12 protein-coding genes are annotated in these 13352 nt (G+C 63.2%); 9 read left to right on the top strand and 3 right to left on the bottom strand.

The genetic code is table 11. The features are described 5' to 3' along the window. The first annotated feature begins 90 nt into the window (after positions 1–90). The 4 genes from GEV39_RS04565 to GEV39_RS04550 all read left to right on the top strand — a co-directional run bounded on the left by GEV39_RS04565 (position 91) and on the right by GEV39_RS04550 (position 3765). Positions 91–1467, top strand: coding sequence for an L-serine ammonia-lyase (locus GEV39_RS04565; protein WP_173887700.1), 1377 nt, complete (start codon positions 91–93; stop codon positions 1465–1467). Positions 1468–1494: 27 nt separating this feature from the next. After that, positions 1495–2616 carry a glycine cleavage system aminomethyltransferase GcvT gene (gcvT, locus tag GEV39_RS04560; RefSeq protein ID WP_173887699.1) on the top strand — a complete coding sequence of 374 codons (1122 nt, stop codon included), beginning with the start codon at positions 1495–1497 and terminating at the stop codon, positions 2614–2616. A gap of 359 nt (positions 2617–2975) precedes the next feature. Continuing rightward, on the top strand, positions 2976–3188 hold the full coding sequence (locus tag GEV39_RS04555) for a cold-shock protein (RefSeq protein ID WP_003257941.1): 213 nt from the start codon (positions 2976–2978) through the stop codon (positions 3186–3188). Positions 3189–3276: 88 nt separating this feature from the next. Beyond that, the gene (locus GEV39_RS04550; protein WP_029886776.1) at positions 3277–3765 is read left to right on the top strand and encodes an RDD family protein; all 489 of its coding nucleotides are present in this window, start codon (positions 3277–3279) and stop codon (positions 3763–3765) included. 224 nt (positions 3766–3989) lie between these two features. Here the strand turns inward: GEV39_RS04550 and lptG are convergent, their stop codons facing one another. Continuing rightward, on the bottom strand, positions 3990–5051 hold the full coding sequence (gene lptG / locus GEV39_RS04545; RefSeq protein WP_029886777.1) for an LPS export ABC transporter permease LptG: 1062 nt from the start codon (positions 5049–5051) through the stop codon (positions 3990–3992). Continuing rightward, on the bottom strand, positions 5044–6159 hold the full coding sequence (gene lptF, locus GEV39_RS04540) for an LPS export ABC transporter permease LptF (RefSeq protein WP_029886778.1): 1116 nt from the start codon (positions 6157–6159) through the stop codon (positions 5044–5046). Before lptF ends, lptG begins: the two co-directional genes overlap by 8 nt. 301 nt (positions 6160–6460) lie before the next feature. Between lptF and GEV39_RS04535 the strand changes: the two genes are divergently transcribed. From GEV39_RS04535 to rlmF, 5 genes are all read left to right on the top strand, one after another. Then, positions 6461–7954, top strand: a complete 1494-nt coding sequence (locus tag GEV39_RS04535; RefSeq protein WP_173887698.1) for a leucyl aminopeptidase — start codon at positions 6461–6463, stop codon at positions 7952–7954. A 49-nt stretch (positions 7955–8003) separates the two neighbouring features. Beyond that, entirely contained in the window at positions 8004–8432 is a 429-nt protein-coding gene (locus tag GEV39_RS04530; RefSeq protein ID WP_173891651.1) for a DNA polymerase III subunit chi, read from the top strand. 5 nt (positions 8433–8437) lie between these two features. Beyond that, positions 8438–8779, top strand: a complete 342-nt coding sequence (locus tag GEV39_RS04525) for a hypothetical protein (protein WP_009687043.1) — start codon at positions 8438–8440, stop codon at positions 8777–8779. Between the two features lie 176 nt (positions 8780–8955). Beyond that, positions 8956–11802: a valine--tRNA ligase gene (locus GEV39_RS04520; RefSeq protein WP_173887697.1), complete on the top strand. Its 2847-nt coding sequence runs from the start codon at positions 8956–8958 to the stop codon at positions 11800–11802. Positions 11803–11964: 162 nt separating this feature from the next. Continuing rightward, entirely contained in the window at positions 11965–12915 is a 951-nt protein-coding gene (rlmF, locus tag GEV39_RS04515) for a 23S rRNA (adenine(1618)-N(6))-methyltransferase RlmF (RefSeq protein ID WP_173887696.1), read from the top strand. A 50-nt stretch (positions 12916–12965) separates the two neighbouring features. Here rlmF and GEV39_RS04510 read toward each other — a convergent pair whose 3' ends face one another. Then, entirely contained in the window at positions 12966–13247 is a 282-nt protein-coding gene (locus GEV39_RS04510) for an HU family DNA-binding protein (protein ID WP_003255106.1), read from the bottom strand. Positions 13248–13352 lie beyond the last annotated feature (105 nt).

Raw genomic sequence — 13352 nt, 5'->3', positions numbered from 1 at the left:
TGCTCTCACGGGAACGTCGTACCTGTGGGAGCTGGCTTGCCGGCGATCGAGTGCGCAGCACTCGCCTTTTCTTTCTGGAGGGAACGAGCAATGGCTTTGAGCGTCTTCGACCTGTTCAAGATCGGCATCGGCCCCTCCAGTTCCCACACCGTCGGCCCGATGCGCGCCGCTGCGCGGTTTGCCGAAGGGCTGCGCCGTGATGGCCTGCTGGCCAAAACGGCCAGCGTCAAGGCCGAGCTGTATGGCTCACTGGGTGCCACCGGCAAAGGCCACGGCAGTGACAAGGCCGTGTTGCTCGGCCTTGAAGGCGAACAGCCGGACACCCTCGATACCGACAGCATCCCCGCCCGCCTGCAGGCCATCCGCAGCAGTGGCAAGCTCAAGCTGCTGGGCGAGCACACCATTGCCTTCAATGAAAAGCAGCACCTGGCAATGATCCGCAAGCCACTGGACTACCACCCCAACGGCATGATCTTCCGCGCATTCGACAACGCCGGCCTGCAGATCCGCAGCCGCGAGTACTACTCGGTGGGCGGCGGCTTCGTGGTTGACGAAGCCGCCGCCGGCCAAGACCGCATTGTCGAGGACAGCACCGCCCTGGCCTACCCGTTCACCACCGCCAAACAGCTGCTCGGCCACTGCACCACGCACGACCTGGCGGTCAGCCAGGTGATGCTGGCCAACGAGCAGGCCTGGCGCCCAGAGGCACAAACCCGCGCCGGGCTGCTGCGCATCTGGCAAGTGATGCAGGACTGCGTAGAAGCCGGCTGCCAGCATGAGGGCATTCTGCCGGGTGGGCTCAAGGTCAAGCGCCGGGCACCGGCACTGTACCGCCAGCTCAGCCGGCACCCGGAGGCCAGCCTGCGCGATGCCCTGTCGGTACTGGACTGGGTGAATCTGTATGCGCTGGCGGTGAATGAGGAAAACGCCTATGGCGGGCGGGTGGTCACCGCGCCCACCAATGGCGCCGCCGGTATCGTCCCCGCGGTACTGCACTACTACATGCGCTTCGTGCCCGGTGCCAGCGAAGACGGGGTGGTGCGTTTTCTGCTCACGGCTGCGGCCATCGGCATCCTGTACAAGGAAAACGCCTCGATCTCCGGGGCCGAGGTGGGCTGCCAGGGCGAAGTCGGGGTGGCCTGCTCGATGGCTGCCGGGGCGCTGTGCGAGGTCATGGGCGGCAGTGTGCAGCAAGTGGAGAACGCCGCCGAAATCGGCATGGAACATAACCTGGGGCTGACCTGCGACCCCATTGGCGGGCTGGTCCAGGTGCCCTGCATCGAGCGCAACGCCATGGGCTCGGTAAAGGCGATCAATGCGGTGCGCATGGCCTTGCGCGGTGACGGGCAGCACTACGTGTCGCTCGACAAGGTCATCCGCACCATGCGCCAGACCGGCGCCGACATGAAAAGCAAATACAAAGAGACCGCCCGTGGCGGCCTGGCCGTCAACATCATCGAGTGTTGACCCACTAACGAAAGCAAGGAGTCACCGATGTCCGAAACACTGCTCAAGACCCCACTGCATGCCTTGCACCTGGAGCTGGGGGCGCGCATGGTGCCGTTCGCGGGCTATGACATGCCGGTGCAGTACCCGCTGGGCGTCCTCAAGGAGCACCTGCATACCCGTGAACAGGCCGGCCTGTTCGATGTGTCGCACATGGGCCAGATCATCCTGCACGGTGCCAACGCTGCCAAAGCCCTTGAAAGCCTGGTGCCGGTAGACATCATTGACCTGCCGGTGGGCATGCAGCGCTACGCCATGTTCACCGATGCCCAAGGCGGTATTCTTGACGACCTGATGGTTGCCAACCTGGGCGACGACAAGCTATTCCTGGTGGTCAACGCCGCCTGCAAGGCGCAGGACCTGGCTCACCTGCAAGCGCACATCGGGACCCACTGCGAGGTGCAGCCGCAGTTCGAAGCGCGTGCGCTGCTGGCCCTGCAGGGCCCGGCGGCAGCGCATGTACTCGCGCGGCTGGCGCCGGAAGTGGCCAATATGACCTTCATGCAGTTGCGGGAGGTAAAACTGCTGGGCGAAGACTGCTTCGTCAGCCGCTCGGGCTACACCGGCGAAGATGGCTACGAGATCTCGGTGCCGGCCGGCGCCGCCGAAGCCTTGGCCCGCCGCCTGCTGGCCGAACCGGAAGTACAGCCGATCGGGCTGGGTGCCCGTGATTCGCTGCGCCTGGAAGCCGGCCTGTGCCTGTATGGCCACGACATGAACAGCGAAACCACCCCAGTCGAGGCCAGTTTGCTGTGGGCGATTTCCAAGGTGCGCCGCGCCGACGGCCAGCGTGCGGGTGGGTTCCCGGGCGCCGAGGCCATCTTTATCCAGCAGCGCGACGGTGTGGCACGCAAACGCGTCGGCCTGTTGCCGCAAGAGCGCACGCCTGTACGCGAAGGCGCGGACATTGTCGACGCCAACGATAAACCGGTTGGCAAAGTGTCCAGCGGCGGTTTTGGCCCGACAGTTGGGGCGCCCGTTGCAATGGGTTATATCGATAGTGAACATGCGGCAATCGACACCGCGCTATTTGCCGTGGTGCGGGGCAAGAAGGTGGCCTTGAAAGTCAGCAAAATGCCATTCGTGGCGCAACGTTACTACCGTGGGTGAATGAGCTTTGTGAAGGTGGCGGGCAGGCGTGGCATATTCGTTTCCGAAACCTGCCCGGTAACTTTTGAACATGGCGCCAGGCCAGCCACCATGCCGTTTGCACGACGGTGATCGGTACGTGAAAAAAGGCCCGTTATTCCGCATGGCCGAGGGCTTGTTTTTCGCTCGGGAGTTGGCGTAGAGTCGTTCCACTGTGTTTGCATGGGTCGCAATGGTTCGTGACCTGGGCCAGTAGCCGAGAGTTGCTACAACCCGTTCGACGTCTCTTACTTTCCTGCAACCCAGCCCAGTAATCTTTCGCTTACACAAAGTGCGAAAGTAACTGTCATCAAAATTTGAGCTCCATAGGAAATAAGACAATGGCTGAACGTCAGAACGGTACCGTCAAGTGGTTCAATGACGAAAAAGGTTACGGTTTCATCACCCCAGAAAGCGGTCCGGATCTGTTCGTGCACTTCCGCGCAATCGAAGGCAACGGCTTCAAGAGCCTGAAAGAAGGCCAAAAGGTCACTTTCGAGGCCGTGCAGGGCCAGAAAGGCATGCAAGCGGACAAAGTCCAGGTTGCAGGCTAAGCCGAACCCGACTGCAAAAGCCCCTGCCAAGTGCAGGGGCTTTTTTTTGCCCGTAGAATAGCGGCTTCATCTTCTGGAGCCGTTTTGCATGTCCAAGCCTTTGCTCACACCCCAGGGTGATTTTCCGCCGGTCGGCCTGGGCCGACGCCTGGCGGCGATGTTCTACGACTTCCTGTTGTGCACTGCACTGCTGATCGTGACCGCTGGGGCCTATAAGATGATCCAGATGGCGATCATTGGCGAAGCCCGCATGCGCGAGCTGACCGAGGCAGGCGCACTGGACGGCGACCCGTTGCTGTCCACGGTTCTGCTGTTCGCCTTGTTCGGCTTTTTCGCCAAGTTCTGGACCCACGGCGGGCAGACGCTGGGCATGCAGGTATGGGGCGTGCGGGTACAGAACGCAGACGGTTCGGCGATCAGCCTGTGGCAGGCACTGCTGCGCTTTGTGGTGTCGATCGCGTCGTGGTTGTGCCTGGGGCTGGGTTTCTTCTGGGCGCTGATCGACAAACGCAAGCGGGGCTGGCATGACATCTATTCCGAAAGTCAGCTGGTGCGTGTGCCGAAACAGAAGAAATAGAAAGGCCCGGCCCCAATGAAAAAGCCGACCTGAGGTTAATGCCAGTCAGTTAAGTAATTTGGGGCCGCTTTGCGACCCTTCGCGGGCACGCCCGCTCCCACAGGGGATCGCGCAGCGCCAAGCGTGTAGGAGCGGGCGTGCCCGCGAAGGGCTGCAAAGCAGCCCCAGTAACGCTTAACTCACAGGCATTAACCTGAGGTCAGCTTTTTCTCCAGCTCAAGCCATTACCCCGCCCGGCGCAGCAACCACACACCGGCCAGGGCACAGATGCCCGCCGGGATGACCACCGCCAGCAAGGGCGGGAAGCCGAACACCTGGCTCGAAGGGCCGAGCAGGTCCTGGCCGATGCGGAATACGAAGCCCACCAGCACGCCGGTGAACACCCGCTGGCCCAAGGTCACCGAGCGCAGCGGGCCGAAGATGAACGAAATGGCCATCAACACCAGTGCCGCAGTCACCATCGGCTGCAGGACCTTGGTCCAGAACGCCAGCCAGTAACGGGCGTTGTTCAGGCCCTGGTCGGACAGGTAGTGGATGTAGTCCCACAGGCCGGTGATCGACAGCGACTCCGGCGCCAGGATCACGGTGTTCAGCAGTTGCGGGGTCAGCGACACGTCCCAGCGCTCGGTGGGGGCCTTCACCACCTCGGTGTGGTCCCCGCGGAAGAAGGTTGTGCTGACGTCGCTGAGCAACCAGTGATCGTCGGTGTACTGGGCACGCCGGGCAAAGCTCGACGTCTGGATCTTGCGCTCGCTGTCGAAACGGTAGCGGGTCACGCCGAGCAACAGGCCGTTGGGCTGTACGGCGTTGATGTGCACGAACTCCTCGCCCTGGCGATGCCACATGCCACGCTTGGAGCTCTGCGCCTCGCCCCCACCCTGGGCCAGCGAGCGGTCAGCCTGGGCCTTGTTCTCGGTGACCGGCGCCACGTATTCGCCAATCAGCAGGCCGACCAGCATCAGCACCAGCATGGGCTTCATCACCGCCCAGACGATACGCCCGATGGACACACCGGCCGCACGCATGATGGTCAGTTCGCTGCTGCTGGCCAGGCTACCCAGGCCAATCAGGCAGCCGATCAGCGCAGCCATGGGCAGCATTTCATACAGCCGCCGTGGCGCGGTGAGCAAGACGTAGTAACCGGCTTGCATCACCGTGTAGGTGTCGCTCAGGTCGCCCATCTCATCGATGAACGCGAACAACGAGGCCAGGCCGAGGATGATCCCAAGCACTGCCAGGATGGCCAGCAGCACGCTCTGGCCGATGTAGCGGTCGAGCTTAGCCATGGGCCACCTCCGCACGGCGGGCGGCACGCTTGAGGCGCAATGGCTCCCAGTACATCAGGCCAAGGCCGATGAGCAGGAACAGCCCGTGGACCCACCACATGCCCAGGGCAATCGGCAACTTGCCCTTCTCCAGGGCGCCACGTACGGAAATCAGCATTGTCAGGTAGGCCATGTACAGAAGAATTGCCGGCAGCAACTTGAGGAAGCGGCCCTGGCGCGGGTTGACCCGCGACAGCGGAACCGCCAGCAGGGTCACCACGAAGACCAGGATCGGCAACGACAGCCGCCATTGCAGTTCGGCGCGTTCGCGCAGGTCGGTCTTGCCGAACAGGTCGAGGGTCGGAATGGCCTCGCGCTCGGTCACTTCCTCGGCCACTTCCGGCTTGGGCAGCAACACGCCATAGGTGTCGTACTTGATGGCCCGGTAGTCGGCCTGGCCGGGGTTACCGTCGTAGCGGTAGCCGTTTTCCAGCACCAGGTAACGGTTGCCATCGGCCTGGATCTCCTGGTGGCCCTTTTCCGCCACCAGCACTGACGGCGCACGGTCCTTGGTCTTGTCCTGATTGAAGCGTTTCTCGGAGATGAACACGCCACCGAGCTTGACGCGGTCGTCCGACAGTTGCTCGGTGTAGGTGACCCGCGAGCCGTCACGCAGCATCTGGAAACGGCCTGGCACCAAGGTGTCGAACTCGGTCAGGGTGTCCTGCTGGGCGATGATCTGCTGCACCTGGGCCACGCCCAGTGGCGCCAGGCTCAGGCTCAACCAGGCCACCAGCAGCGCCACCAGTGCGGCCGGCGCCATGGTCATGCCCAGCAGGCGCTGCTGGCTCATGCCAGTGGCCGAGAGCACGGTCATTTCGCTTTCCAGGTACAGGCGCCCGTACGCCAGCAGAATGCCGAGGAACAGCCCCAGGGGCAGGATCAGCTGCAGGAAACCCGGCAGGCGGAAACCCATGATCAGGAACAATACGCCAGGGTCGAGCACGCCCTGGGCGGCCTGGGCCAGGTACTTGATGAAGCGCCCACTCATGATGATCACCAGCAGCACGGCGCTGACGGCGCTCAAGGTCACCAGGACCTCGCGGGACAGATAACGAAAGACGATCAAACCAGACACTCCTGGGTTGTCAGGGCGGACTGCCATGCAATGGCGCCAAACAATGACTTAGTACATCCAAGACCAATGCCGGTTCGCCAAAGGCGAACCTCCATGTAAAGTGCGCGCATTATCCTGTGATTGGCTGCGCCTGTCACTTGGCGGCGCGTGAAGGCGCATAACGGGGTTGTCAGCACGCGGGTGGCAGGCTCAAACTGGCAGCTTTTCCGCTGGCGCGCGACGGCGCGGCCAGGCCCGTCCAGAGCGCTGCAATGTACAGCGCCATTTGTATCGATCATTCGGGGACCCTGACATGGAACTGGTTGTAAAAAGCGTAGCTGCTGCATCGGTAAAAACCGCCACCCTGGTCATTGCAGTCGGTGAAAATCGCAAACTTGGCGCGGTGGCCAAGGCCGTAGACCAGGCCACCGAGGGTGCCATCAGCGCGGTACTCAAGCGCGGTGACCTGGCCGGCAAACCGGGCCAGACCTTGCTGCTGCACAACCTCCCGGGGCTCAAGGCCGAACGTGTCCTGCTGGTTGGCAGCGGCAAGGACGAAGCCCTGGGCGACCGCGCCTGGCGCAAGCTGGTCGCCAGCGTCGCCGGCGTGCTCAAGGGGCTCAATGGCGCCGATGCCGTGCTGGCCCTGGACGATATTGCCGTCAGCAACCGCGATGCCCATTACGGCAAGTACCGCCTGCTGGCCGAAACCCTGCAGGACGGCGAATACGTGTTCGACCGCTTCAAGAGCCAGAAGGTCGAGCCGCGGGCACTGAAAAAAGTCACCCTGCTGGCAGACAAGGCCGGCCAGGCCGACGTCGAGCGCGCGGTGAAGCACGCCAGCGCCATCGCCACCGGCATGGCGTTCACCCGCGACCTGGGCAACCTGCCACCGAACCTGTGCCACCCGAGCTTCCTTGCCGAGCAGGCCAAGGACCTGGGCAAGGCGCACAAGGGACTGAAGGTCGAAGTGCTCGACGAGAAAAAGATCAAGGACCTGGGCATGGGCGCCTTCTACGCCGTGGGCCAGGGCAGCGACCAGCCGCCACGCCTGATCGTGCTCAACTACCAGGGCGGCAAGAAGGCCGACAAGCCCTTCGTGCTGGTAGGTAAAGGCATCACCTTCGACACCGGCGGCATCAGCCTGAAACCCGGCGCCGGCATGGACGAAATGAAGTACGACATGTGCGGCGCCGCCAGCGTCATGGGCACCCTGCGTGCAGTGCTGGAGCTGCAACTGCCCATCAACCTGGTCTGCCTGCTGGCCTGTGCCGAGAACATGCCAAGTGGCGGCGCCACCCGCCCGGGTGACATCGTGACCACCATGAGCGGCCAGACCGTGGAAATCCTCAACACCGACGCCGAAGGCCGCCTGGTGCTGTGCGATACCCTGACCTACGCCGAGCGTTTCAAGCCACAGGCGGTGATCGACGTCGCCACCCTGACAGGCGCCTGCATCGTCGCCTTGGGCAGCCACACCTCCGGCCTGATGGGCAACAATGACGACCTGGTCGGGCAATTGCTCGACGCGGGCAAGCGGGCAGACGACCGCGCCTGGCAACTGCCGCTGTTCGACGAGTACCAGGAACAACTGGATAGCCCGTTCGCCGACATGGGCAACATCGGCGGGCCGAAGGCCGGCACCATCACCGCAGGCTGCTTCCTGTCGCGTTTCGCCAAGGCCTACAACTGGGCGCACATGGACATCGCCGGTACGGCGTGGGTCAGCGGCGGCAAGGACAAGGGCGCCACGGGTCGCCCGGTGCCATTGCTGACCCAGTACCTGCTGGACCGCGCGGGCGCCTGAGGCCGTGACGCCGGTGGTGCTGGCGCGCCACCGGCCGGCCATACCGACCATGAGCAAAGTCGACTTCTATATCCTGCCCACCGACTCGCTGTCGGCGCGGCTCGATTTCGCCTGCAAGCTGTGTGAAAAGGCCTGGCGCCTTGGCCACCGGGTCTACCTGCATTGCCAGGATGCCGAGCAACGCGACGAACTGGACCTGCGCCTATGGCGCTTCAAGGGCGAAGCTTTCGTGCCCCACGACCTGGCCGAGGTGCATGCCGATGCCGGCGTGGCCCTGGGCCTTGCGGAACACGCCGGTGACCACCACGGCCTGCTGATCAACCTGGGCGCTAGCGTGCCGGGCTTTGTTGGCCAGTTCGAGCGGGTGGCGGAAATCGTCGTCGAGGCGCCCGACATTCGCCAATCGGCGCGAGAGCGATTCCGTTTCTACCGTGAACAGGGCTATGCTCTGCAAGACCACCGCTTACAGCGACTTTGACGACGATGGACAAGCACTCCCCCCTGCCCGACTCCGCTCACCTGCTCGACGACCTTGAGTCGATCCGCCAGTTGCTCGGCGACGCCGACCTGCAACCACCCCTGCTGACCGAAACCGTCGAGCAACTGCCGTTGTTGCCGGACGCGCCGGTTACCGAAGCGGCTGCGCCCGAGGAAGACCCGCAGACGCGCCGCCAGGACACCCTGCTACACCTCGAGAGTGAGCTGCGCGCCGCGGCGCAGATGATCATGCAGGACGTGATCAACGACTTTACCCCGCATATCGAGAACGAAATCAAGCGCCGGCTGGATGCGCGCATCGAGCGGTTGATCAAGCGTTCCGAGTAAACCCGCACATCGGTGTCGCCCGCTCCCACAGGCACCTCACGGCCCTCGAAGCCTGTGGCGGGCTTGTGGCAGCGGGCAACACAGTTCCGACAGTTGTCAGCAGCTTGTCGCCTGCGGCCCCCAGCTTGGTTATACTTCCCGGCTTTCCCGAATAAATGCACAGGGTCCCGCCGCGCATGGATAAGACCTACCAGCCGCACGCCATCGAAACTTCCTGGTACAACACCTGGGAGTCCGAGAACTATTTCGCTCCACAAGGTGCAGGCGAGTCCTACACCATCATGATCCCGCCGCCGAACGTCACCGGCAGCCTGCACATGGGCCACGGTTTCAACAACGCGATCATGGATGCCCTGATCCGTTTCCGCCGCATGCAAGGCCGCGACACCCTGTGGCAGCCAGGCACCGACCACGCCGGTATCGCCACCCAGATGCTGGTCGAGCGCCAACTCGAGGCCAAGGGCCAGAACCGGCATGATCTGGGCCGCGAGAAGTTCCTGGAGAAGGTCTGGGAATGGAAGGATCAGTCCGGCGGCAATATCAGCCGGCAAATCCGCCGCCTGGGCTCGTCGGTCGACTGGAGCCGCGAGCGCTTCACCATGGACGACGGCCTGTCCGAAGCGGTCAAGGAAGCCTTCGTGCGCCTGCACGAAGATGGCCTGATCTACCGCGGCAAGCGCCTGGTCAACTGGGACACCAAGCTGCACACGGCCATCTCCGACCTCGAAGTGGAAAACCACGACGAAAAAGGCCACCTGTGGAACCTGCGCTACCCGCTGGCCGATGGCGCCAAGACCGCCGAAGGCGAGGGTTACCTGGTGGTTGCCACTACCCGCCCGGAAACCCTGCTGGGCGACGCCGCCGTGGCGGTCAACCCGAATGACGAACGCTACCAGGCACTGATCGGCAAGTACGTCGAGCTGCCGCTGGTGGGCCGTCGCATTCCGATCATCGCCGACGACTACTGCGACCCTGCGTTCGGCACCGGCTGCGTGAAGATCACCCCGGCCCACGACTTCAACGACTATGAAGTCGGCAAGCGGCATAACCTGCCACTGCTGAACATCTTCGACAAGAATGCCGTCGTGCTGGCCAACGCCCAGGCCTTCAACCTCGACGGCAGCGTCAACGAGCAGGTCGACACCCAACTGCCAGCGCAGTACGCCAACCTCGACCGCTTCGTGGCCCGCAAACAGATCGTGGCCGACCTGGACGCCCAGGGCCTGCTGGTCAGCATCGACGACCACGCCCTGAAAGTGCCGAAAGGCGACCGTTCCGGTACCGTGATCGAACCCTGGCTGACCGACCAGTGGTACGTTTCCACCAAGCCGCTGGCAGAGCCTGCCATTGCTGCCGTGGAAGACGGCCGCATCCAGTTCGTGCCCAAACAGTATGAGAACATGTACTTCTCGTGGATGCGCGACATCCAGGACTGGTGCATCAGCCGCCAGCTGTGGTGGGGCCACCGCATTCCGGCGTGGTACGACGAGGCCGGCCAGGTCTACGTTGGCCGCAACGAGCAGGAAGTGCGCGCCAAGCACCAACTGGGCGCCGATGTGGTGTTGCGCCAGGACGACGACGTGCTCGATACCTGGTTCAGTTCGGGCCTGTGGACCTTCTCTACCCTGGGCTGGCCGGAGCAGACCGAATTCCTCAAGAAGTTCCACTCCACCGACGTGCTGGTGACGGGCTTCGACATCATCTTCTTCTGGGTTGCGCGCATGATCATGCTGACCATGCACCTGATCAAGAACGAGGACGGCACCCCGCAGGTTCCATTCAAGACCGTGTACGTGCACGGCCTGGTGCGTGATGGCCAGGGCCAGAAGATGTCCAAGTCCAAGGGCAACGTGCTGGACCCACTGGACATCGTCGACGGCATCACCCTCGACGCCCTGCTGGAAAAACGCACCAGCGGCATGATGCAGCCCAAGCTGGCCGAGAAAATCGCCAAGCAGACCAAGGCCGAGTTCCCCGAAGGCATCGCCAGCTACGGCACCGACGCCTTGCGCTTCACCTTCTGCTCGCTGGCGTCCACTGGCCGCGACATCAAGTTCGACATGGGCCGCGTCGAGGGCTATCGCAACTTCTGCAACAAGATCTGGAACGCTGCCCGCTACGTGCTGGACAAGGGCGAAGATTGTGGCCAGAACGGCGAGGCCTATGAGCTGTCGCTGGCTGACCGCTGGATCATCTCGCAGCTGCAGCGCACCGAAGCCGAGGTGACCCGCCAGCTGGAGCAGTTCCGCTTCGACCTGGCCAGCCAGGCGCTGTACGAGTTCATCTGGAACCAGTACTGCGACTGGTACCTGGAGCTGTCCAAGCCTGTGCTGTGGGACGAAAATGCCCCGGTCGAGCGCGCCCGCGGCACCCGCCGCACCCTGGTGCGCGTGCTGGAAGTGGCGCTGCGCCTGGCACACCCATTCATGCCGTTCATCACCGAGGAAATCTGGCAGCGTATCGCACCGCTGGCCGGTATCGAAGGCAAGACCATCATGCTGCAGCCATGGCCGGTGGCCAATGAAAGCCGCATCGATGCTGCCGCCGAAGGTGATATCGAATGGCTGAAAGAGCTGATGGTGGGCCTGCGCAACATCCGCGCCGAAATGAACATTGGCCCGGGCAAGCCGCTGCCACTGTTCCTGAAGAACGCCAACGCCGACGACCAGCGCCGCCTGCAAGAGAACGAAGCCTTGCTGAAGAAGCTGGCCAAGGTCGAATCGTTCACCGTGCTGAGCGATGCCGAAGAGGCACCGCTGTCGGCTACTGCGCTGGTGGGTGACCTGCAAGTGCTGGTACCGATGGCCGGGCTGATCGACAAGGATGCCGAGCTGGCACGCCTGAACAAGGAAATTCAGCGCCTGCAAGGCGAAGTGGCACGCGTGGGTGGCAAGCTGTCCAACGCTGCCTTCGTCGACAAGGCCCCGCCTGCGGTGATCGACAAGGAGCGCGCCAAGCTGGCTGAGTCCGAACAGGCCCTGGCCAACTTCACCGAGCAGCACGCGCGCATTGCAGCGCTGTGACAACCTGATAGACCGCTGGGGCCGCTGTGCGGCCCTTTCGCGACACAAGGCCGCTCCTACAGGACGGTGCCGGTTTCACAGGCGCCGCTATCCTTTAGGAGCGGCCTTGTGTCGCGATAGGGCTGCAGAGCAGCCCCAAGGCCTGCAACACCGGACCCCACCATGACCGACAAACCCACCCTGCACCCGCGCAACCGGCACCAGGGTCGCTACGACTTCCCCAGCCTGATCAAGGCCCACCCTGACCTGGCCCGCTTCACCATCACCAACCCCCACGGCAAACCCAGCATCGACTTCGCCAACCCCGAAGCCGTAAGGGTATTCAACCGTGCTCTGCTCAAGGCCCAATACGGCATCCAGCACTGGGATATCCCCGCCGACTACCTGTGCCCGCCCATTCCCGGCCGCGCCGACTACATCCACGTAGCCGCGGATTTGCTGGCCACGGACAACGCGGGGGAAATTCCCAAAGGCGCCCAGGTACGCGCGCTGGACATCGGCGTGGGTGCCAACTGCATTTACCCGCTGCTGGGCCACAGCGACTACCGCTGGCGCTTTCTCGGTTCGGATATCGACCCGGTAGCCCTGGCCTCGGCCAAGGCCATCGTCCAGGCCAACGGCCTGGGCAAAGCCATTGCCCTGCGCCAGCAGGCGAACCGGGGCCATATCCTCAGCGGTCTGTTGCAGCCAGAGGAGCGTTTCGACCTGACCCTGTGCAACCCACCCTTCCACGCCTCCCGCGACGAAGCCACCCGCGGTAGCCAACGCAAGTGGAAAAACCTGGGCAAGCAGGACCCCAAACGCAAGCTTCCGGTGCTCAACTTTGGTGGCCAGAACAATGAACTGTGGTGCGAGGGCGGCGAAATCCGCTTTGTCACCCAACTGGTGAGCGAAAGCGTGCAGTACGCCGGGAGCGTATTGTGGTTCACCAGCCTGGTGTCAAAGGCCAGCAACCTGCCGGGTATAGAAGCGGCACTGAAGAAGGCCGGCGCCAAGGCCGTACGTGTCGTCGAAATGGGCCAGGGCCAGAAGCAGAGCCGCATGGTTGCCTGGAGCTTCCACGATGAAGCGGCACGCCAGCGCTGGTACGCCCAGGGCCGATCACAGGCATGAAAAAACCGCGCCCGGGCAAGCCGGGCGCGGTTTCGTCAAAGCAGCAACAATTACTTGTTGATAGCGTCGGTCAGCACTTTGGCTGGCACGAACTTGACGACTTTCTTGGCAGCGATTTCGATGGCAGCGCCAGTCGAAGGGTTGCGGCCAGTGCGGGCAGGACGCTCCGAGACTTTCAGCTTGCCGATGCCTGGCAGGGTGATTTCAGCGCCATTTTCCAGCTGGTCAGCAACGATCTGGCCCAGTTGCTCCAGTGCGTTCTTGGCGGTGGCTTTCGGCGCGGCGATCGACTCGGCGATGTCGGCAATCAGTTGGTCTTTGGTCAATGCCATGGTGGTGTTCCTTCCCTATCAAATTCGATGGTTATGCAGCGAACGACGACGTTATCGGGCCAGCCCCTTGTAGTTGGAGGGCCGCGCCAATTGGGTATGTAGATA

Source organism: Pseudomonas sp. NY5710 (assembly GCF_013305665.1).
GTDB classification, from domain to species: Bacteria; Pseudomonadota; Gammaproteobacteria; order Pseudomonadales; family Pseudomonadaceae; genus Aquipseudomonas; species Aquipseudomonas juntendi.
The sequence above is the reverse complement of the archived record's forward strand: the minus strand, read 5'-3'. Positions and strand labels throughout refer to the sequence as shown.